The organism is Nocardiopsis sp. CNR-923 (assembly GCF_001942255.1).
In the GTDB taxonomy this organism is placed as follows: domain Bacteria; phylum Actinomycetota; class Actinomycetes; order Streptosporangiales; family Streptosporangiaceae; genus Nocardiopsis.
In genome coordinates this window covers 83,438-104,720 of record NZ_MKKC01000022.1, presented here as the reverse complement: position 1 = coordinate 104,720, position 21,283 = coordinate 83,438, and the positions used below count along the sequence as shown (strand labels likewise).

The 21,283-nt window shown below is 71.6% G+C and carries 17 protein-coding genes and 3 pseudogenes; 10 read left to right on the top strand and 10 right to left on the bottom strand.

What is annotated here, in order from left to right; genetic code table 11:
* Positions 1 to 132 precede the first annotated feature (132 nt).
* Positions 133 to 2,451 carry a hypothetical protein gene (locus BJF83_RS01715; RefSeq protein ID WP_075924898.1) on the top strand — a complete coding sequence of 773 codons (2,319 nt, stop codon included), beginning with the start codon at positions 133 to 135 and terminating at the stop codon, positions 2,449 to 2,451.
* 153 nt (positions 2,452 to 2,604) lie between these two features.
* Positions 2,605 to 2,769: a hypothetical protein gene (locus BJF83_RS25850; RefSeq protein ID WP_187347058.1), complete on the top strand. Its 165-nt coding sequence runs from the start codon at positions 2,605 to 2,607 to the stop codon at positions 2,767 to 2,769.
* Between the two features lie 96 nt (positions 2,770 to 2,865).
* On the opposite strand, the gene BJF83_RS01710 is transcribed toward BJF83_RS25850, so the two are convergent.
* From BJF83_RS01710 to BJF83_RS01675, 8 genes and pseudogenes are all read right to left on the bottom strand, one after another.
* Positions 2,866 to 3,246 (bottom strand): metal-sulfur cluster assembly factor, encoded by a 381-nt coding sequence (locus BJF83_RS01710; protein WP_075924897.1) that lies wholly within the window; start codon positions 3,244 to 3,246, stop codon positions 2,866 to 2,868.
* The gene (gene sufU / locus BJF83_RS01705) at positions 3,243 to 3,719 is read right to left on the bottom strand and encodes a Fe-S cluster assembly sulfur transfer protein SufU (RefSeq protein ID WP_075924896.1); all 477 of its coding nucleotides are present in this window, start codon (positions 3,717 to 3,719) and stop codon (positions 3,243 to 3,245) included. Before sufU ends, BJF83_RS01710 begins: the two co-directional genes overlap by 4 nt.
* A gap of 23 nt (positions 3,720 to 3,742) precedes the next feature.
* The gene (locus BJF83_RS01700) at positions 3,743 to 5,041 is read right to left on the bottom strand and encodes a cysteine desulfurase (RefSeq protein WP_075924895.1); all 1,299 of its coding nucleotides are present in this window, start codon (positions 5,039 to 5,041) and stop codon (positions 3,743 to 3,745) included.
* A 2-nt stretch (positions 5,042 to 5,043) separates the two neighbouring features.
* Complete coding sequence (gene sufC, locus BJF83_RS01695; protein ID WP_075924894.1) at positions 5,044 to 5,805, bottom strand: Fe-S cluster assembly ATPase SufC; 762 nt, start codon at positions 5,803 to 5,805, stop codon at positions 5,044 to 5,046.
* Positions 5,806 to 5,813: 8 nt separating this feature from the next.
* A pseudogene (locus BJF83_RS01690) lies at positions 5,814 to 6,148 on the bottom strand (non-heme iron oxygenase ferredoxin subunit).
* Entirely contained in the window at positions 6,141 to 7,301 is a 1,161-nt protein-coding gene (gene sufD / locus BJF83_RS01685) for a Fe-S cluster assembly protein SufD (RefSeq protein WP_075924893.1), read from the bottom strand. Before sufD ends, BJF83_RS01690 begins: the two are co-directional and overlap by 8 nt.
* A 1-nt stretch (position 7,302) precedes the next feature.
* A complete protein-coding gene (gene sufB, locus BJF83_RS01680; protein ID WP_075924892.1) occupies positions 7,303 to 8,715 on the bottom strand; it encodes a Fe-S cluster assembly protein SufB in 1,413 nt (470 codons plus the stop codon).
* A gap of 19 nt (positions 8,716 to 8,734) precedes the next feature.
* Complete coding sequence (locus BJF83_RS01675) at positions 8,735 to 9,511, bottom strand: metalloregulator ArsR/SmtB family transcription factor (protein ID WP_075924891.1); 777 nt, start codon at positions 9,509 to 9,511, stop codon at positions 8,735 to 8,737.
* 311 nt (positions 9,512 to 9,822) lie between these two features.
* Between BJF83_RS01675 and BJF83_RS01670 the strand changes: the two genes are divergently transcribed.
* The 5 genes and pseudogenes from BJF83_RS01670 (at position 9,823) to BJF83_RS01650 (ending at position 14,486) form a co-directional block, all read left to right on the top strand.
* On the top strand, positions 9,823 to 10,764 hold the full coding sequence (locus tag BJF83_RS01670; RefSeq protein WP_075924890.1) for an ABC transporter ATP-binding protein: 942 nt from the start codon (positions 9,823 to 9,825) through the stop codon (positions 10,762 to 10,764).
* A pseudogene (locus BJF83_RS01665) lies at positions 10,764 to 11,596 on the top strand (ABC transporter permease). Before BJF83_RS01670 ends, BJF83_RS01665 begins: the two are co-directional and overlap by 1 nt.
* Positions 11,597 to 11,898: 302 nt before the next feature.
* The gene (locus BJF83_RS01660; protein WP_075924889.1) at positions 11,899 to 12,276 is read left to right on the top strand and encodes a hypothetical protein; all 378 of its coding nucleotides are present in this window, start codon (positions 11,899 to 11,901) and stop codon (positions 12,274 to 12,276) included.
* A 6-nt stretch (positions 12,277 to 12,282) separates the two neighbouring features.
* Positions 12,283 to 13,215, top strand: coding sequence for a DMT family transporter (locus tag BJF83_RS01655; RefSeq protein WP_075924888.1), 933 nt, complete (start codon positions 12,283 to 12,285; stop codon positions 13,213 to 13,215).
* A gap of 158 nt (positions 13,216 to 13,373) precedes the next feature.
* Positions 13,374 to 14,486, top strand: a complete 1,113-nt coding sequence (locus BJF83_RS01650; RefSeq protein WP_075924887.1) for a heme A synthase — start codon at positions 13,374 to 13,376, stop codon at positions 14,484 to 14,486.
* Here the strand turns inward: BJF83_RS01650 and BJF83_RS01645 are convergent.
* On the bottom strand, positions 14,422 to 15,708 hold the full coding sequence (locus BJF83_RS01645; RefSeq protein WP_075924930.1) for a PrsW family intramembrane metalloprotease: 1,287 nt from the start codon (positions 15,706 to 15,708) through the stop codon (positions 14,422 to 14,424). The two genes, BJF83_RS01650 and BJF83_RS01645, sit on opposite strands and share 65 nt — an antisense overlap.
* 131 nt (positions 15,709 to 15,839) lie before the next feature.
* Here BJF83_RS01645 and BJF83_RS01640 point away from each other — a divergent pair, with 131 nt between their 5' ends.
* Positions 15,840 to 16,250 (top strand): hypothetical protein, encoded by a 411-nt coding sequence (locus tag BJF83_RS01640; RefSeq protein ID WP_075924886.1) that lies wholly within the window; start codon positions 15,840 to 15,842, stop codon positions 16,248 to 16,250.
* Positions 16,251 to 16,322: 72 nt separating this feature from the next.
* On the opposite strand, the gene BJF83_RS01635 is transcribed toward BJF83_RS01640, so the two are convergent.
* The gene (locus BJF83_RS01635; RefSeq protein ID WP_075924929.1) at positions 16,323 to 17,291 is read right to left on the bottom strand and encodes a heme o synthase; all 969 of its coding nucleotides are present in this window, start codon (positions 17,289 to 17,291) and stop codon (positions 16,323 to 16,325) included.
* 657 nt (positions 17,292 to 17,948) lie between these two features.
* On the opposite strand from BJF83_RS01635, the gene tkt reads away from it, so the two are divergent.
* Positions 17,949 to 20,042, top strand: a complete 2,094-nt coding sequence (tkt, locus tag BJF83_RS01630) for a transketolase (RefSeq protein WP_075924885.1) — start codon at positions 17,949 to 17,951, stop codon at positions 20,040 to 20,042.
* A gap of 86 nt (positions 20,043 to 20,128) precedes the next feature.
* Positions 20,129 to 21,237, top strand: a pseudogene (tal, locus tag BJF83_RS01625) (transaldolase).
* Positions 21,238 to 21,283: the final 46 nt, after the last annotated feature.

Here is a 21,283-nt window from a genome sequence, read left to right as displayed (position 1 = left end):
GCACGACCGACCGGCCCCTCCGGTCCGGCCACCCATGGGTGAGGGGCGCGTACTGTGGTGCACTGAACCGAAGGCCCGTGCGGTTCCTCCCCAATTCACGTGCAGTCACCAGGAGGTCGAGGTCCCCAGCGGATGAACGCCGTCTCCCCGATCTGCCTCGTCGACCTCGCTCCCGCCCTGCGGTGGTCGCGGTCGCCGGACGTGGCACCCCTGCTCCACCACGACCGGCTCATCGACGGCTGGTGGCACTCCCTGCCCGTGGCGCGCGTGCTCGACATCGCCGGACCGCCCTGGCTCGCCAACGGCGTCGCCCGACTGGCCACCGAACAGTGGGCGCACGTCCCGCTCGGCGAGTTCCTCCCGAGCCTGCGCATCCAGCGGGTGGACTGCGCGGACCTGGCCGAGCCCGTGCGCGGCGCGGTCACCGCGACCGCGGGCGACTGGGAGCACCTCATCTCGGCCAGCCCCCAGGAGATCGGGGAGTGGCCGATCCCCGGTTGCGGTGTCCTGGACATCGTCAGCACGGTCGCCTGGCGTGCCCTCCAGCCCTGCTGCGAACTGCCCAGCGGCCCCACGCCCTCCCCCGCGCTGATGCTGGAGGCGGTACGCACGGTCTCGCACTGGCTGCCGGACTCCGCCCCCGAGCACGTGCGGGACGCGCTGGAGTATCTGACCGCCGCGACGGGCACGGTCGGCGGGTCGGAGGTCTCCGAGGGCGCCGGGCCCGACCCGGCGCCTCCGCAGACCCCGGCGACCCGGGCCATCCGCACGCTTCGGGCCCTGCGCGCCCAACGGGCCGAGGACCAGTACGGCCCGGAGGGCGCCCGAACGGTCGAGGCCGCCGCGGTCGGACAGGGCTCCGCGCCGACCGGCATGGTCAGCTCCGCCGCGATGATCCCGGGCGGAGTCCAGGGCGCCGAGGCCGTCGCCGGTTCCACGGCCACCGAGGGGCTGGGCGACCTGCGCTCGCAGTTCCGCAGCTCCCTGTTGGGTCCCGGCCGCACGCTGCGCCGCCCCTCCTTCGGCCCGCCCAAGGCGATGCGCTCCGAGGCCGTGGAGGAGGAGCAACCCGCGCCGACCCTGGGCGACCACCCCCTGGTCGACCTGGTCGACGGCCTGTTCCGTTCCTGGCCCGACCTGGAGCGCACGGTGGCCGCTGAGCGGCTCTTCGCCACCGATCCGATCAGCATCCGCGTGCTCTCCGAGCAGATCGCGGTGGACGTCACCGAGATCCGCGCGGCCCAGCGCCGGGTCGAGGAACGCCTGTTGCGGTGGCTGAACTCCGCCGAGGGCGCGCCGATCACCAAGCACCTGCGCGAGCTGTCCGAGCAGTTGGGGTCGGCCACCACCATCGACCGGCTGATCAACGCCCACGCCGACCACGCCGTGAACGTGCCCACGCTGCACACGCCGCTGTGGCGGGTGGTCATCACCTTGTTCACCGACCGCCGCATGCACAACGGCTGGCTGATCGCCGACGACCCCAACCGTCTGCGCTGGCAGACCCGCGAGCTGCTCGCCGACGCCCCGAGCCTCACCGAAGCGGGCTTTCGGTTGGGGCAGATCGGTATCCGTCAGCAGGAGTTGCGGGCCTGGTTGTTGAGCACCCCGGGGGTGAGCCTCAAGGACGGGCACGTGTTCGTCGACCCGTCTGTGCCGATGGAGGCCCCCTCCAGCGGCTCGTCGGGCGGTTCCGGCGCCCGGACCGAGAACGGGCTGCCCATTCGGCGCCGTCCCGAAGGGCAGGCGGGTCCCGTGCCCGAGGAGGCCTCCGGCGCTGCGTCGCCCGAGAGCCACCACCACAGACCCGAGTACGCTCCTCCCGGGGCCGCGCACCGGCCCGACCGCATGCCCCCCGGCCCGATCCCGACCGTTCCCCCGCCCTCCATGGCCGTTCCGGCGGCTCCCGTGGCCCCGGGCGATCCGGCGATGGCGGCGCGGTGCTTCCGCGCCCCGGACGGGCGCTGGTGGCACCGGGTCGACATCACCGCCGACCACCTCAACGGGGCTCCCGTGGCGGTTCCGGCGGGATACGCGACGCATCTGGGTCTCCAGCCGGGCCGTCTGCTGTGCCTGACCGCCCCCGGCGCGGATCTGCTCGTGCTCGTGTGGCGCGACCAGCCGGCGTTCGACTCCCTGCGTCCGCTCCTGCGTCGGCAGGCGGCCCAGCCCGGAGACCGGATGTTCATCACCGTGGCGGGCGATCGGCTCGACGCGCGCAAGCTGCCGTCGACCGACCTGAGCGGCTACTCTCCCGCCGGGCGCGCCCTGCACCTGAGCGGGTACACCGCGCACGCCTCCACCGAGGAGTCGCTGCGGATCCTCGCCCGACGGATCAGCGACGACGAGGCCGCCCTCGCCGACCCCCAGGCGCTCATCGACCGGTTCGAACTGCGCGGTGACGACGATATCGCCGGTGAGTTGCGCGCCGGGCTGCTCGCAGCCCGCTGACCGTCCACGCCGCCGCGCCCCGGGCTCCGGGCGTTGGGGGCGGGGCCAACACCGGCCACCCGAAAGGATGTAGGTTAGCCTTACCTAAGAGAGGTGGGGTGATCCTCGTGCTCGTCCGCCAGTTCGCCGGGTTCGTGGCCTGAGTACGGCCAAATGGCGACCATCGGCGTGTCCCGGGGGAGCCAGCTCCAGCGCGCCCAGCCCGTGCTCACCCTGGCGTGGGCGGTGCCACTGCTGGGCGAACCCCTCGCTCCCAGCGCTCCGATCGCCTTCGTGGCCGTGTCGGCCCGCATCATCGTCACCCGGAGGGCGCGGTAGCAGGAATCGGGTGGGCGGGCCGGGACCCACGGGGTCCCGGCCCGCCCACCCGTCACCCTCCACGGACACCCGCGGCGCGGTGTCTCCTACGGCACGTCAGACGTTGAAGCCCAGCATGCGCAACTGGTCCCGCCCGTCGTCGGTGATCTTGTCCGGACCCCACGGCGGCATCCAGACCCAGTTGATCTTCACCTCGCGCTCGAACTCGTCCAGGGCGCTGGTGGCCTGGTCCTCGATCACGTCGGTCAGCGGGCACGCCGCGCTGGTCAGGGTCATGTCCAGGGTGATGACGTCGTCGTCGGCGCTCACCCCGTACAGCAGACCCAGGTCCACGACGTTGACTCCCAGTTCGGGGTCGATCACGTCCTTGAGCGCCTCGCCGATCTCCTCGACCAGCTGCTCGGCTTCGGGGGACAGGGGCTCGGCGGACTCGGAGCCCTCGGCGGCCCCGGCCTTCGCCGTCTCGTTCTCGCTCATCGGGCGCCTTCCTTCTCCAGGGACTTCGACACAGCGTCCTTCCAGGCCATCCACCCCAGCAGCGCACACTTGACCCGTGCCGGGTACTTCGACACGCCGGCGAACGCCACCGCGTCCTCCAGCACGTCCTCGTCGGGCTCGCCCTGGCCCTTGGACTGCATCAGCTCGGTGAAGGCCTCCAGGGTCGCCATGCCCTCGGCGACCGTCCGCCCGATCAGCAGGTCGGTGAGAACCGACGTGCTGGCCTGGCTGATCGAGCAGCCCATCCCCTCGTAGGAGACGTCGCTGACGATCGCCTTCTCGTCGAGGGCCGCCCCGTCCGCGGGGGCCAGCGCCACCCGGAGCGTCACCTCGTCCCCGCAGGTGGGGTTGACGTGGTGCGCCTCCGCGTCGTGCGGGTCCCGCAGCCCCTTGTGGTGAGGGTTGCGGTAGTGGTCCAGGATGATCTCCTGGTACATCGCGTCCAGCTGCATGGTCAGGCTGTTCCTCGCTCGCTTCAGGGCCGGGTTCCGAAGAACCGCTGCGCGTCCTGGATCGCCGACACGAGCGCGTCCACGTCCTCCAGGGTGTTGTAGAGGTAGAACGACGCGCGGGTGGTCGCGGGGATGCCGAGCTTGCGGTGCAGCGGCCAGGCGCAGTGGTGGCCCACCCGCACCGCCACTCCGCGGTCGTCCAGGACCTGACCCAGGTCGTGGGGGTGGATGCCGTCCACGACGAACGACACCGCGCTCCCGCGCTCCACGGCCTCGGTGGGACCGACGATCCGCACCCCCTCGACGGCGCCGACGCGCTCCAGCGCGTACGCCGTGAGCCGGTGTTCGTGCTCGGCGACCCGGTCCATGCCCACCTCGCTGAGGTAGTCGCAGGCCGCGGCCAGGGCGACCGCCTGCGGCGCCATGGGCACCCCGGCCTCGAACCGCTGCGGCGGGTCGGCCCACGTGGAGTACTCCATGTGCACGACGCCGATCATGGACCCGCCGGTGATGAACGGCGGCATGGCCTCCAGCAGCTCCCGTCGGGCCCACAGGACGCCGATCCCGTTGGGTCCGAGCATCTTGTGCCCGGAGAAGGCGAGGAAGTCCACGCCCAGATCGGCGACGTCCACCGGCATGTGCGGGACCGACTGGCAGGCGTCCAGCAGCACCAGCGCGCCGACCTCGCGGGCGCGGGCGACGATGGGCGCCACCGGGTTGACCGTCCCCAGCACGTTCGACTGGTGTGCGAAGGCCACCATGCGGGTGCGCTCGTTGACCAGGCCGTCCAGGTCGGACAGGTCCAGACGCCCCTCGGCGGTGACCGGGAACCACCGCAGCGTCGCGCCGGTGCGCTGGCACAGCTGCTGCCAGGGCACCAGGTTGGCGTGGTGCTCCATCTCGGTGACGACGATCTCGTCTCCAGGCCCCACCTGGAATCGGCGGAGCCCGTCGTCGGCCGTGGCCGCGTTGCTCATCGCGTAGGCGACGAGGTTGATCGCCTCGGTGGCGTTCTTGGTGAACACCACCTCGCCGGGGACCGCCCCGACGAACCGGGCGATGGTCTCCCGGGCGGCCTCGTAGGCGTCGGTCGCCTCCTCCGCGAGTTGGTGGGCGCCGCGGTGCACGGCCGCGTTGTGGCGCTCGTAGAACTCGCGTTCGGCGTCCAGCACCCGCCTCGGCTTCTGGGAGGTCGCCCCTGAGTCGAGGTACACCAGAGGGCGCTCGTCGCGGACGGTCCGGGAGAGGATCTCGAAGTCCTTCCGGATCGCCTGGGTGTCGAGCGGGCCCGTCCCGGGCCGACCGAACTCGCGGAGGGCCACGGTTACGCGCCCGCCTTCACGAACCGCTCGTAGCCGTCGGCCTCAAGCGCGTCGGCCAGCTCCGGGCCGCCCGACTCGGCGACGCGGCCGTTGGCGAAGACGTGGACGAAGTCCGGCTTCACGTAGTTGAGGATGCGGGTGTAGTGCGTGATCAGCATGACGCCCATCTCACCGCCGGCCTTGGCGCGGTTGACGCCCTCGGACACGACCTTGAGCGCGTCGACGTCGAGGCCGGAGTCGGTCTCGTCCAGGATGGCGACCTTCGGCTTGAGCAGCTCCAGCTGGAGGATCTCGTGGCGCTTCTTCTCACCGCCGGAGAAACCCTCGTTGACGCCGCGGGCGGCGAACGCCGCGTCGATGGACAGGTCCTTCATCGCGCCCTGGAGCTCCTTGGAGAACTGGCGGAGCTTGGGGGCCTCGCCCCGCACCGCGGTCACGGAGCTGCGCAGGAAGTTGGACATGGACACGCCCGGAACCTCGACCGGGTACTGCATGGCCAGGAACACACCGGCGCGGGCGCGCTCGTCGACGCTCATCTCCAGGATGTTCTCGCCGTCGACCAGGACCTCGCCCTCGGTGATCTCGTAGCGCGGGTGGCCGGCGATCGCGTAGGCGAGGGTGGACTTGCCGGAGCCGTTGGGGCCCATGATGGCGTGGGTCTCACCGGAGTTGATGGTCAGGTCGACGCCCTTGAGGATCTCCTGCCGCTCGTCCTCTCCGATCAGGACGTCGGCACGCAGACCGCGGATCTCGAACTTCGTCATATCAGGCCTCAGGAATTCTTCTCATCCAGCGACACGAGCACGTCGTCGCCGTCGATCTTCACGTCGTAGGTGGGAACCGGCTGGGTGGCGGGCGGGTTGATCGGCGCCCCCGAGCTCAGGTCGAAGCAGGAACCGTGCAGCCAGCACTCGATGGTGCCGTCCTCGACCTCGCCCTCCGAGAGGCGGACCTCGGCGTGCGAGCACACGTCCCGCACGGCGTAGACCTCGCCCTCGGAGCGGACCAGGCGACCGGGGTCCGGTCGTCGAGTTCGATCCCCAGAGCCCCCTCCTCGGGGATCTCGGAGAGCTCGGCGACCTTCACCCACTGCGTGGTCTCACTCATGCGCGGCCAGCTTCCGCTCGACCTTGGCCATGATCTCCTCGCGCAGGTCCTCGACCGGGATCCGGTTGATGAGCTCCAGGAAGTAGCCGCGGATGACCAGGCGGCGTGCCTCGTCCTCCGGGATACCGCGCGAGCGCAGGTAGAACAGGTGGATGTCGTCGAGGCGACCGCTGGCAGCGGCGTGGCCGGCGCCCTCCACCTCACCGGTGAAGATCTCCAGGTTCGGCACCGAGTCCACCCGGGTGTCGTCGGTGAGCTGGAGGTTGCGGTTGTGCTCGTAGGAGTCCGTGCCGGTGGTGCCCTCGCCGATGATCACGTCACCGATCCAGACGCCGTGCGCGTCCTTGCCGCTCAGCGCGCCCTTGTACTCCACGCGGGAGCGGGTGTGCGAGAGGTTGTGGTCGATCAACGAGCGGTGCTCGTGGTGCTGGCCGTCCCCGGTGAAGTACAGGCCGTGCAGCTCGGCGTTGCCGCCGCGCCCGGTGTAGGCCACCTTCGGGGAGAGCCGGACCAGGTCGCCGCCCAGCGTGATGACGATCGACTTGAACGTGGCGTCCTTGGCGACCTGGGCGTTGTGCTGGGTGACGTCGACGGCGTCGCCGTCCCAGTCCTGCACGCTGACGAGCGTGAGCCGGGCGCCCTCGCCGACGTGGACGTCCACGCTGCCCGCGCGCACGCCGCCGCCGGTCTGGTTGAGGACGATGACCGCTTCGGCCAGCGGCTTGACGTCGATGACGTACTGGTCGAAGCGGGTCCCGCCCTGGGCCTGGCGTTCGATGGTCACGTGCCGGTCCAGTGCCCTGCCCTGGGCGACGGTGACGACCGTGGCCTCCTCGAAGGAGGTGTGGGCCTGGGCGACCACGCGGTCCGCGGGGCGCCCGGCGGCGCCGATCCGGGAGTCGTCGCGGCCGACGCGCTCCACCGTGACGCCCTCGGGGGCGTCGACGTCGAGCTTGTCGGCGCCGTCGGCGACGGCGCTGCCGTCGTGCAGGCCCCGGAGGCGGCGGATCGGGGTGAACCGCCACTCCTCCTCACGACCGGTGGGGACGGGGAAGTCGTTCACGTCGAAGGACCCGTGGGTGGCCAACTTGGAGAACGGGATGTCCCCGAGACCGTGACTGTGGGCCTTGGGTTCGATGCTCGGGCTGGTCAACTTAACCAACCGCTCCTTCCATCTGAAGCTCGATCAGCCGGTTCAGTTCCAGCGCGTACTCCATGGGCAGCTCGCGCGCGATGGGCTCGACGAACCCGCGCACGATCATGGCCATGGCCTCGTCCTCGTCCATCCCTCGGCTCATGAGGTAGAACAGCTGGTCCTCGCTGACCTTGGAGACGGTCGCCTCGTGCGCGAGCTCGGCGTCGTCCTCGCGCAGGTCGTTGTAGGGGTAGGTGTCCGACCGGCTGATGGTGTCGATCAGCAGCGCGTCGCACTTGACGGAGGACTTGGCGTGGTCGGCGCCCTCCTGCACCTGCACCAGGCCCCGGTAGGAGGCGCGGCCCCCGCCTCGTGCCACCGACTTGGAGATGATGGTGGAGGAGGTGTTGGGCGCGCAGTGCACCATCTTGGAGCCGGTGTCCTGGTGCTGGCCCTCACCCGCGAACGCGATCGAGAGGGTCTCGCCCTTGGCGTGCTCGCCCATGAGGTAGACGGCCGGGTACTTCATGGTGACCTGGGAGCCGATGTTGCCGTCGATCCACTCCATGGTGGCGCCTTCTTCGGCGATGGCGCGCTTGGTGACCAGGTTGAAGACGTTGTTCGACCAGTTCTGGATGGTCGTGTAGCGGCAGCGCGCGTTCTTCTTGACGATGATCTCGACGACCGCGGAGTGCAGCGAGTCCGACTTGTAGATCGGGGCGGTGCAGCCCTCGACGTAGTGGACGTAGGCGCCCTCGTCGACGATGATCAGCGTCCGCTCGAACTGGCCCATGTTCTCGGTGTTGATCCGGAAGTAGGCCTGGAGCGGAATCTCCACGTGGACGTTCTTGGGAACGTAGATGAAGGAGCCACCGCTCCACACGGCGGTGTTCAGCGCGGCGAACTTGTTGTCACCGGGCGGGATCACCGAGCCGAAGTACTCCTCGAAGATCTCCGGGTGCTCCTTGAGGGCGGTGTCGGTGTCCAGGAAGATGACACCCTGCTCCTCCAGGTCCTCACGGATCTGGTGGTAGACCACCTCGGACTCGTACTGCGCGGCCACACCGGCGACGAGGCGCTGCTTCTCGGCCTCGGGGATGCCCAGCTTGTCATAGGTGTTCTTGATGTCCTCGGGCAGGTCCTCCCAGGAGGCCGCCTGCTTCTCCGTGGACCGCACGAAGTACTTGATCTTGTCGAAGTCGATCCCGGACAGGTCCGCGCCCCAGTTGGGCATGGGCTTCTTGTCGAAGAGCCGCAGGGACTTGAGGCGGAGCTTGGTCATCCACTCCGGCTCGTCCTTCTTGTCGGAGATGTCGCGAACGACCTCTTCGTTGAGACCGCGACGGGCCTTCGACCCGGCCTCGTCGGAGTCGGCCCAGCCGTACTCGTAGTTGCCGAGCCCTTCGAGCTCGGGGTGCGCGATAGACGTCATGCGCGGACTCCTCCTGGACTCAGACGTCCTTGTGGTGTTCCGAGCCGCCCGCCCCCTGGCGGGTGGCGTTGGTCGCGGGGGTGCCATCGCCCCCGCCCGCCCCGTCCCCCCGAGGGGTGACGTGCGTGGTGCAGACACCGTCGCCGTGGGCGATGGTGGCCAGTCGGCGCACCGGGGTGCCCAGAAGCCGCGAGAACGCCTCGATCTCGGCCTCGCAGAGCTGCGGGAACTCGGCGGCGACGTGGGCGACGGGGCAGTGGTGCTGGCACAGTTGGTCACCGCCCCCGGGTGCGGGCGCCCGGCCCGCGGTGGCGGCGTAACCGTCGTTGGACAGGGCCTCGGCCAGGAGCCGCACGCGCTGTTCGGGAGGAACCGCGTCCAGCAATGGCTTGTAGCGCCTCTCCAGGTCGGCGACCTGACGCTGGGCGAACTCGCCCACGGCCTCGGGGCCGGCGGCCTCCGCGAGGAAGCGGAGCGCGCTGGAGGCGAGGTCGTCGTAGGCGTGGACGAAGGCGTCCCGTCCGGCCTCGGTGATGGCGAAGACGCGCGCTGGGCGACCCCTGCGACGGCGTCCGCCGGCGGGTCGTGCGTCGCGGGCCTCGACCATGCCCTCGCTGGTCAGGTTGTCGAGGTGACGGCGGATGGCCGCCGGGGTGAGTCCGAGCCGTTCTCCCAGGGAGGAGGCGGTGATCGGACCCTGTTCGAGAATGAGCCGCGCGACCCGGGCACGGGTGCCGTTCTCGGCCCCGCGATCGGGACCGGACATCGGGCGGGGCACACTGGTCGCGTCGGGCACAGCGCTCCCCTCCCTTCTCCGGACGCCGCTCGTGTTTTTGACAACATCAGTGTGGCCTAAATAAGTCCGCGTAGGCAAACCCGCATTCATGCCCTTCGTCACGAAGGTCAGCCTTGCCTAACTGCGCATTCACGCGCCGACCGTCGGCCAGCCACCACGCCGATCGGCGCAGGAACGATCCGTCGTCCCAGATGTCGGGACAGTGCGCCGGAATATGGACACCCCTCGCCGGAGTCCCCGCGCCCCCGGCCCCGAACCGCCCTCCCCGGCCGGTGCCGCGCCCCACCGGGCCGCACGTAGACTCATGGCCCATGGACACAGCCGCGGTCGAGGTCGTCGACCTGGTCAAGCGATACGGCGCCACCACCGCAGTCACCGACCTCACGTTCACCGCGCACAGGGGCGCGGTGACGGCGCTGCTCGGCCCCAACGGCGCGGGCAAGACGAGCACCATCGAGATCTGCGAGGGGTTCCGCCGCGCCGACGGCGGACGGGTGCGCGTGCTGGGCCTGGACCCGGTCGCCGACGCCGCCGCGCTCAAGCCACGCGTCGGTGTGATGCCGCAGTCCGGCGGCGTGCCCACCGGCGCCCGCACGGGCGAGTGGCTGCGCCTGATGGCCTCCTTCCACGCCCGTCCGATCGACCCCGGCCTCCTACTGGAGCGCCTCGGCCTGGCCTCCGCCGCCGCCACCCCGTTCCGCCGCCTGTCCGGCGGCCAGCAGCAGCGCCTCTCCCTGGCCTGTGCCGTGGTCGGCCGCCCCGAACTGGTCTTCCTCGACGAACCGACCGCCGGCCTGGACCCGCAGGCGCGGATGGCCACCTGGGACCTGGTGGCCTCCCTGCGCGCCGCCGGGGTCGCCGTGATCCTCACCACCCACCACATGGACGAGGCCGAGCGGCTCGCCGACCACGTCATCGTCGTCGACCGGGGCTCCGTGGTCGCGGAGGGCAGCCCCCGCGAGCTCACCGGCGACCGCCGCGAGGTGCGCTTCTCGACCCCCGGGGCCCTGGACGCCGCGGCCCTGCTGGCCGCCCTGCCCGAGGGCAGCCGGGTCGGGTCCGCGACCGCCGTCGGCGGCGGCCGCGAGTACGTGGTCACCACCGACGACCCCGACGCCCTGGGCCCGGAGTTCCTGGCCACGGTCACCGCCTGGTGCGCCTCGGCCGGGATCCTCGCCGAGGACCTGCGCGTGCGGCGGCGTACCCTCGAAGACGTCTTCCTCGAACTCACCGGCCGGGAACTGCGCGACTGATGACCGAGCACACCTCCAGCACGCCCACGGCCGCCCCCGTCGGAGGCGCCCACGACGGCGACGCGGACCTGTTCCGCCCCGACCCGCGGGCCGCCCCGGCGTGGCGGATGGTCACCGCGCAGGCCGGGATGGAGCTGCGGATCATGCTGCGGCACGGCGAGCAGTTCCTGCTGACCATGGTCATCCCGGTCCTGCTGCTGGTGGGGTTCAGTCTCACCTCGGTCCTGGACGTGGGCGAGGGCTCCCGCGTGGACGCCCTGACGCCCGGCGTCCTGGCGCTGGCGGTCATGTCCACCTCCTTCACCGGCCTGGCCATCGGAACCGGCTTCGAACGGCGCTACGGGGTGCTCAAACGCCTGGGTGCGACTCCCCTGTCGCGGTTCGGACTGCTGGCGGCCAAGACCCTTGCCGTGCTCGGCGTGCAGGCGATCCAACTCGTGGTGCTGTGCTCGGCCGCCCTGCTGCTGGGCTGGTCTCCCTCGCTCGCACCGGTCGGCGCGGCGGCGGCGCTGGCCCTGCTGCTGCTGGCCACGGCCGCGTTCAGCTCGCTCGGGCTGCTGATGGCGGGGACCTGCGCGCGGAGGCCACGCTCGCCGGAGCCAACCTGGTGTACGTGCTCATGCTGGGACTGGGAGGGGTGCTCTTCCCGACCAGCGGCTTCCCCGAGCCGGTCGAGCAGGCGGTGGCGGCGCTGCCGATCACCGCGCTCACCTCGGGACTTCGGTCGGTGCTGGTCGACGGGTCACTGCCCGGTTCGGCCTCCTTCGCGGTCCTGGCCGTGTGGACGGCCGTGGCCGCGCTGCTGGCCAGCCGCCTGTTCCGCTGGGAGTAGACGGCGTGGTCCCGTGCGCGGCCTCGGACCGTGTCCGGGCGTCCCGAAGGCATGGACCGCTCCTGCTCGACGACGTGTGTCGCCCGTTCCTCCCCACGCGGCTCGCCCCCTTCGCCAGCCCTGACGAACGGTGACCCCCGTGGGGTGTCCGACCGCTCAGGACAGCGGGAGCAGCCGCCACTGCTGGTCGGCGCTGGGGTGGGGGCCGTGTCCGCGACGACCCATCCCCATTCCACACCACATGCTCCGTTTCACGCATGTTGCCCGGTCGTGGCGGCAACTGCCCGATAGGGTCGGCCGCCATGGAGGCCATCGGAGTTCCCTGGTTCATCGCCGTCCGCCATCTCGGACCACCCCTGTTCCTGCTCGCGGTGGGCGGGGCGGTGCTGGCGCGGCGGCGTCCGGCACGGCGCGCACTGGTGTGGGCCGCCCTGCTCACCAATCTGGCCGCCGCGGCTCTGCCGTACGCGTGGATCGGCGCGCAGACGCTGGCCGACCAGGCCGAAAGGACGGTGTACGGGCTGGTGGTGACGCTTCTCCAGCCAGGCCTGGTGGTCGTGGCGTGGCTCCTGCTCCTGGCCGCGCTGGTCGGCCCGCGCCGCTCCGGGGAGAGCGGTTCCGGGGACGAGGACTCCGGAACACCCGCCGTCGCGAAGCGGGACGCCCAAAACATAGGATGATCCACTATGAGCTCCTCGTCGGGCCGGGCCATCGCCGCGCCACGCGCGATCCTGGAGTCGGCGCCTCCGGTCTGGCTGGTCCTGGTCGGCATCTCCTCCGTTCAGATCGGCGCGGGGGTGGCCAAGAACCTGTTCGGGGTACTGCCCCCGGCCGCCGTGGTCTGGCTCAGGCTGCTCACCTCGGCCGCGCTGCTCGTCGTGGTGGCGCGCCCCGTCCTGCGCGGGCGCGGCCTGGGCGACTGGACGGTCGTCCTCGGCTACGGGGTGTCGCTGGCGCTGATGAACTTCTTCATCTACCAGGCCTTCGCGCGCATCCCGTTGGGGATCGCGGTCACCATCGAGTACCTGGGACCGCTGTCCATCGCGGTCCTGGGCTCACGCCGGCGCGTCGACCTGCTGTGGGCCGGGCTGGCCGGGCTGGGCGTGGTCGCGCTGGGCCTGGAGTCGGGCTCCCTGGACCCGTGGGGCGTCGTGTTCGCGGTGCTGGCCGCGACGGCGTGGGCGGGATACATCCTGCTGAGCGCCGCCACCGGGCGGCGCTTCGACGGGGCGTCGGGGTTGGCGGTCGCGAGCGTGGCCGGCGTGGTGCTCCTGGCCCCCATGGGCGTCGCCCAGGGCGGCGCCGCGCTGCTCGACTGGCGGCTGCTGTTGTTCGGCCTGGCCGTGGGCGTGCTCTCCTCGGTGGTGCCCTACACGCTGGAGCTCACGGCCCTGCGCCGGATGCCCCCGCGGGTGTTCGGCGTCCTCATGAGCCTGCAACCGGCCGCCGCCGCACTGGTGGGGCTGGTGCTGCTGGGAGAGCTGCTCACCGTCTGGCAGTGGATCGCCGTCGCCTGCGTCATCACGGCCAGTGCCGGGGCGACGCGCACCGCGACACGACGGGGCGAGGACGAACGGGAGGTCGAGCCCTCCTCCGCGCCTTCGCGCCGCAACGAGTGAGCCTCCCCGCGCGGCGCCCTCGGGAGCGAACCGCGCCGCCTGCGCGCGATGACTCCGCCGCACGGTGCGCCCACGCGCGATGAGTGACATAGACGCAGGTCGCGACGGTAGACAGGGGCGGGCGCGGGAAGCCGGAACCGTGTACTACAGTCTGTCGTATGTTTGCGCTCCCGGACGCCGCGACCGCGGCCCCGCACCCGCTCCCCCAGCTCGCGACGGAGGCCATCGAGATCCTCGGCGCTCCGCTGTGGGCCTGGCAGATCGCCGTCGCCGCCACCGGGGTCCTGGCGCTCGTCCTGCTCGCCCGCACCATCTGGACGCCGACCCCGCGGTCGCTGCGCGCCTGGGCGCTGGGCAACATCGTGGTCAACGCCGGGATCGCCGTCACCGGCGCCACCGTGCGCGTCACGTCCTCCGGGCTCGGGTGCTCGGAGTGGCCGCGCTGCACTCCCGAGAGCTTCGTGCCGGTCGAGACCGGGCACGCGGCGCTCAACGCCGCGATCGAGTTCGGCAACCGCACGCTCACGTTCCTCGTGCTCGCGGTCGGGTTCATCACCCTCCTGGCCGTCCTGCGGTCGCGGCCCCGGCGCCGCGACCTGACGCGCCTGGCCGTGATCATCCCCCTCGGCGTGCTCGGCCAGGGCGTGGTCGGCGGCGTGACCGTGTGGACCGATCTGCACCCGGCCTCGGTCGCCACGCACTTCCTGCTGTCGATGGTGGTGACCCTCCTGGCCGTGGCGCTGTACGTGCGCTGCCGGGAGCCCGAGGGCACGCCCCGGGTCTCGGTCGGCCCGATGCTGCACGCACTGAGCGTCGGCCTGCTGGTGATCGGGTTCCTGCTGCTGGTCGCCGGGACCGTGGTCACAGGGACCGGGCCGCACGGCGGTGACGCCGCGGCCCCGCGCTGGGACCTGCCCCTGAGCGCTGTCACCCGCGTGCACTCCGCCCTGGCCTGGCTGACCCTGGCGGCGGCGGTCCTGGCCGCGGTGATCGCCGTGCGCGGCGGGGCGCGCCGCCCGGTGCGGGTCAGCGCACTGGCCCTGGTCGCGGTGGTGGTCCTGCAGGGGGTCCTGGGCTACACGCAGTACGCGCTCGCCCTGCCCGAGGGGCTGGTGGTGCTGCACGTGCTCGGCTCGGCGCTGACCTGGATCGCGATCTGCCGCCTGTACTTCGCCACCACGCGGCTCGTCCCGGAGGGCGTCGAACTCAGTGCCCCGGACGCTGACCGTGGCGGGGAACGTAGTCTTGCTGGGCCCGCGCCTGAGCGATGACGTGGGCGAAGTCCGACCGACGCAGGAAACCCGAGTCGGTCGGACGCTCGGCCCACCCGGGCGTCACCGGCTGCGGCATCCGCCCCAGGAAGGTGTCGCGCGCCACGTGCATGAGCGCCAGGAACGAGTCCCTGCGGACCTTCCAGTCCTCGCGCGGCACACCGGCGTCGAGCTTCTTGTGCAGCAGCGCCAGCTCGGTCGCGGCCAGCTGGTACTCCTTCATCGCCGCACGGCCGCGGCGGCCCGCGTTGCTCGCCGCCCACTCCCGGGCCCGGCGGCGTCCGGCCATCGAGCTGAGCATGGTGATGTCGGCCCCCGTCACCAGTCCGGTGGGGACGTAACGCGGCAGGTACTGGGCGATGGCCCGGATCTGGGCGTGCCGGTCCCGGACAGCCGTTCCCAACAGGCACATCAGCACGGCGAACAGCACGAGGTAGGCGACCGCGAGCCCGAGCCACCCGAAGCGGGTCGAGGCGTTCCACATGCCGTGCAGCACGACCGCCAGACCCCATCCGGCCACGGGAGCGAACAGGCGGGTCACGCCCGTGTGCATGGCCGCGTAGGCGACCCCGACGCCGATCATCGCCGTGTAGATGGGGTGGCCGAAGGGCGCGATCAGGCCCCTGATGGCGAATGTGGCGACCAGCGTGTCGTCGAAGAACGCGCTGAGGAAGTACAGGACGTTCTCGGTGAAGGCGAAGCCGGTGGCGACCATCGCGCCGTAGACGACGCCGTCGGTGAAGGTGTCGATCTCATGGCGGCGGCGCCACAGGATGATGAGCAGGACGGCGCCCTTGGCGCTCTCCTCGACCATGGGAGCCACCACCGAGGTGGCGACGTAGTCCCCCAGGTCCGCGCCGTACAGCGGGACGGTGAGGTTGTTCATGCCCCAGGTGTTGAGCAGCAGGGACACCACCACGGCCACGCCGGCGCCCCAGACGAAGGCGAAGAACAGCACCCATCCGGGTTCGGGCTCGAACCGGTCGAGCATGAGGATGAGCGGCACCAGCACGGACACGGGGATGACGGCGGCGACCAGGCTGACCGCGAAGCCGACCGCGCCGTCGATACCGGCGGCCGCTCCGCCCGCGGCGGCCAGCAGCCACAGGTAGGCGAGCATGCCGAGGAGGCACACCAGGCTGACCGTGGTGCCGACGATGAGCGTCGCCGAGTAGCGGGAGCGTCGGCCCTGGAGGATGGCCTTGCTGTCGAGTCGGGGCATGGGTACCGATCGTATCGGGATCCGGAGGCGGGCCGCGCCGTCGTCCACGGGCGTCCGCACACGTCTACCGCCCTGTCGCCGAATACGGCACTATCGAGCCAGGATCCCGTCGTCGTACCGGAAGGTCCCTCATGGACACCGCCCCCTCGCCCGCCGCCCCGTGGGCGCTGCGAGCCACCGCCCTCCTGCACCTGACCGTCATCCTGTGGGAGGGCGCCACCGCCGGGCAACTCGTGACCTACAACGAGGACGCGCTGCCCCTGCACTACTACGGGGCCTTCGGTGTGCACGTGGCCGCCGCGGCCCAGGTCGCGGCCGCCTGGTGGGTGTGGCGGGGCGCGGGACGGGGACCGCAGGTACCCGGGACGGTGCTGGCGGTGAGCCTGGTGGCCTTCGCCCTGGGCTTCGGCCAGGCGGCGATGGGCAGCTACGGGCCGCTCCAGGCGCACGTGCCCGTGGCCCTGGTTCTGACGGGCCTGGTGACGTGGGCCGCCGTGCTGTCCTGGTCGCGCGAGCTCAGGAGCCTGCCCGCCGGAGGCTGAGGCCGCGGCGCGCCGGACACGCGTGCGGCGACGTCCCGTGCGGGACGCCGCCGCACGGCCGTAGGAGGGCAGTCAGCCCAGGACGTTCGCGAGCAGCGGGTCCACGGTGACCGCCACGAACAGCAGCGCGAGGTAGGCGTTGGACAGGTGGAAGAAGCCCATCGTCCTGAGCTTGGCTCCGGTCACGCCCGCCATCGAGCGGCTGAGCAGGCGGTGCGCCTGGCCCACCAGCAGCGCGCCCAGCACGATCGCGACCACGCCGTAGAACCAGCTGGTGCCGGCCACCGGCCAGAAGATCAGCGACACGATCACGGTGGCCCAGCTGTAGAGCACGCACTCCAGGAGCACCCGGCGGTCGGAGGCCACCACGGGCAGCATCGGCACCTTGGCCGCCGCGTAGTCCTCGCGGTAGCGCATGGCCAGCGCCCAGGTGTGCGGAGGCGTCCAGAAGAACACCACCAGGAAGAGCACGAACGGCGCCCACGAGAGCCCGTTGGTGACGGCGGCCCAGCCGATGAGGACCGGCATGCACCCGGCGATGCCGCCCCACACGACGTTCTGGGCGGTGCGCCGCTTGAGCAGCATCGTGTAGACGAAGATGTAGAAGAGGATCGCGAAGACCGACAGCGCGGCGGAGAGCCAGTTGACCAGGACGGCGAAGCCCGCGGTGGACCCGAGGGCGAGCACGAGCCCGTAGGTCAGGGCGCCGCGCGGCGTGACCAGGTCCATCGCCCCCGGACGCTGCCGGGTGCGGCGCATCTCGCGGTCGATGTCGCGGTCGATGTAGCAGTTCATCGCGTTCGCGCTGGCCGCCGACATCGTGCCGAACAGCAGCGTGGCCACCGCGGTCCACAACGGAGGGACACCGCCGGCAGCGACGAACATCACGGGGATTGTGGTGATGAGCAGCAGCTCGATGACGCGGGGCTTGGAGAGGGCGACGTAGGCGCGCACGTGATCGCCGAAGGAGGCCTCCCGGGGGGCCCGGGGGATGGCGGTGTCGGCGGCGCCGGTGTGCGGGGAACGGTCGGCGAGGGCCATCAGCACCGCGCCCCCGGTCGGCTCGCTGACGTCCCCGGTTGGGGCACCGGCTCGGATTCGCACACGCGGATACCTCGACAAGTCTAAGGGTCTCGACACTGCTCGCCATGCGGGGTCGATCGGGCCGACAAAGCGTCTGGATCGGCGGAAACCCCGTCAACGACATACTGTAGTACTTCCTCGCGCACCCCGGGGACGAGCCCCCTGGCAATGGAAATCCCCAGGTCCAAGGTGTGCCAAGCGGTGGGGTCCGCCGGGTGTACAGCAGCGTCGCACACGCCCGTGCCGCGCTGCCAGCGCGGCACGCACCGCCCGCCCCGGCCCGAACGGGGCCCGCGCCGCGCAGCGCCCGAGCGGTCGCTCGGCCGAACGGTGATGACCGGTGTCGGGTAGCGCCTCACCTGGACGCGGACGATAGGCTCACAGTTGGCCGAATCAGTCGGGACTCCCTCGGCCTTCGCGAACGTTGCACTGAGTGACCTCGCGGCCAGAGGGCGTCCTGGGTCCCGCTCCGGCACCCCGGGGGCCGTCCCCCGCGGGCCCGCCTCGCCGGCGGGCCGTGCCGGACGCCGACGACCGTCCCGGCGACCGCACGCCCACAACCACACCCCGCGCACACCGTGCCGAACGGGTGCCCGAGAAGGAGAACGAAAGTCCGTGAACGCCCACACGCCGCACGAACTTGAGTGGTCGGACCTCGACCTCCGCGCCGTCGACACCGTCCGAGCACTGGCGATGGACGCGGTAGAGAAGTCGGGTAACGGACACCCCGGCACGGCCATGAGCCTCGCGCCCGCCGCCTACCTGCTCTTCCAGAAGGTGATGCGGCACGACCCGTCGGCCCCCGAGTGGGTCGGCCGCGACCGCTTCGTGCTCTCTTGCGGCCACTCCAGCCTCACGCAGTACATCCAGCTCTACCTCGCCGGTTACGACCTGACCCTGGACGACCTCAAGGCACTGCGCCAGTGGGACAGTCGCACCCCGGGCCACCCCGAGTTCGGACACACCGCGGGTGTGGAGACCACCACCGGTCCGCTGGGCCAGGGCATCGGCAACGCGGTCGGCATGGCCATGGCCGCCCGCCGTGAGCGCGGCCTGTTCAACCCCGAGGCCGGTCCGGGCGCCAGCCCCTTCGACCACCACGTCTACGCCGTCTGCTCCGACGGCGACGTGCAGGAGGGCGTGAGCCACGAGGCCAGCGCGCTGGCCGGGACGCAGCGGCTGGGCAACCTCATCATGATCTGGGACGACAACCGGATCTCGATCGAGGACGACACCCGTGTCGCGCACACCGAGGACGTCGCCGAGCGGTACCGCGCCTACGGCTGGCACGTCGAGGAGGTCGACTGGACCGCCACCGGCGAGTACCACGAGGACGTCCACGCCCTGCACGAGGCGATCCAGCGCGGCAAGGCCGAGACCGAGCGGCCCACGTTCATCCGCCTGCGCACCATCATCGGCTGGCCCGCCCCCAACAAGCAGAACACCGGGGCGATCCACGGCGCGGCCATCGGCGCTGCCGAGATCGCCGCCACCAAGGAGATCCTGGGCCTGCCCGAGGAGCCGTTCGCCGTCGAGGACGCCGTCATCGAGCACACCCGCACGGCCCTGGACCGCGGCCGTCAGGCGCACGCGGAGTGGGAGGCCGCCTTCCAGGCCTGGCGCCGCAGCGCCGGCGAGCACGGCGACCTGTTCGACCGGCTCCAGTCCGGCAAGCTCCCCGCGGGTTGGGAGGACAGCCTGCCCGTCTTCGAGGCCAGCGAGAAGGGCATGGCCACCCGCAAGGCCAGCGGCGAGGTGCTCAGCGCCCTCGCCCCGGTCCTGCCCGAGCTGTGGGGCGGCTCCGCCGACCTGGCCGGGTCGAACAACACCACGCCCAAGGGCGAGGCGTCCTTCCTGCCCTTCGACCGTGCGAGCACCATGTTCCCGGGCAACCCGTACGGCCGCGTGCTGCACTTCGGCGTCCGCGAGCACGGCATGGGCTCCATCCTCAACGGCATCGCCCTGCACGGGCCCACCCGCCCCTACGGCGGTACGTTCCTGGTGTTCAGCGACTACATGCGCCCGGCCGTCCGGCTCGCCGCGCTGATGCAGCTGCCGGTCACGTACGTGTGGACGCACGACTCCATCGGTCTGGGCGAGGACGGGCCCACCCACCAGCCGGTCGAGCACCTGTGGTCGCTGCGCGCCATCCCCGGTCTGGACGTCGTCCGCCCGGCCGACGCCAACGAGACCGCCGTCGTCTGGCGCAAGGTGCTGGAGACCGCCGACCGCCCCGCCGCGCTCGCCCTGACCCGGCAGAACCTGCCGGTCCTGGACCGCACCCGGTACGCGCCCGCCGAGGACGCCGCCCGCGGCGGTTACGTGCTGGCCGAGGCCGGATCGGGCGCCCCGGAGGCGATCATCGTCGCCACCGGCAGCGAGGTGCCCATCGCCCTGGCCGCCCGTGAGGAACTGGAGTCGGCGGGCACGCCCACGCGCGTGGTCTCCATGCCGTGCGTCGAGTGGTTCGAGGCCCAGGGCGAGGAGTACCGGGAGAGCGTCCTGCCCTCGTCCGTGCGCACCCGTGTGTCGGTCGAGGCCGGGATCGCACTGGGTTGGCGCGCCTACGTCGGTGACGCCGGCGAGTCGGTCAGCCTGGAGCACTTCGGCGCCTCCGCGCCCTACGAGACCCTGTACGAGAAGTTCGGCATCACCTCCGAGGCCGTGGTCGCGGCGGTGCGCGCCAGCGCCGCCAAGGCCGGACGCTGACGTGGCGGGCCCGCGCCGAGGCCCGGCGCGGGCCCGCTCCCTGTGTGACCGGGCGCCCGACGCCCACGAGGAAGGCACGAGACACCATGAGCCACACACCACTGAAGGACCTCTCCGAGGCGGGCGTGTCCGTCTGGCTGGACGACATCAGCCGTGAACGGCTGCGCACGGGCGGCCTGGCCGCCCTGATGTCCACCCACCACTCACCGGAGTGACCTCCAACCCGACGATCTTCGACAAGGCGCTCGCCGAGGGCCACGCCTACGACGAGCAGCTGCGCGAACTCGCCGTGCGCGGCGTTTCGGTCGGCGAGGCCGTCCGCCTGCTCACCGCCTACGACATCCGCTGGGCCGCCGACACCCTGCGACCGGTCTACGACTCCACCGAGCGGGTGGACGGACGGGTCTCCCTGGAGGTGGACCCGCGCCTGGCCCGCGACACCGAGCGCACGGTCGCCGAGGCCAAGGCCCTGTGGTGGCTGGTCGACCGGCCCAACCTGATGATCAAGATCCCGGCGACCGCCGAGGGCCTCCCCGCGATCACGCGGGTCCTGGGCCAGGGCATCAGCGTGAACGTCACACTGATTTTCTCGCTGGAGCGCTACCGCCAGGTGATGGACGCGTTCCTGGCCGGGATGGAGCTGGCCCGGGTCAACGGCCACGACCTGTCCCGCATCCAGTCCGTGGCGTCGTTCTTCGTCAGCCGCGTGGACTCCGAGGTCGACAAGCGGCTCGACGCCCTCGGCACCGACGAGGCCAAGGCCCTACGCGGCCGGGCCGCCGTGGCCAACGCCCGCCTGGCCTACCGCGAGCACGAGGAGGTCTTCTCCTCCCGCGAGTGGAAGGCCCTGGCCGACCTGGGCGCCAAGCCCCAGCGCCCGCTGTGGGCCTCCACCGGCGTCAAGGACCCCGCCTACGAGGACACCCGCTACGTCACCGACCTGGTGGCACGCGACACCGTCAACACGATGCCGCAGGCCACGCTGGACGCCACGGCCGACCACGGGGTCGTCACCGGCAACACGGTCCTGGGCACCTACGAGCAGGCCGAGGACGACTTCGCCGCACTGGAGGGCGTCGGCGTCAACCTCACCGAGGCGTTCGGGGTACTGGAGGACGAGGGCGTGCGCAAGTTCGTCGACTCCTGGGAGAGCCTGCTGGGCGGCCTGTCCGCCAAGCTCGACCAGGCGTCCTGACTCCCGGCCGCCGCGCGGAGCCCGCCCGAGTGCGGAACCGCTCCGC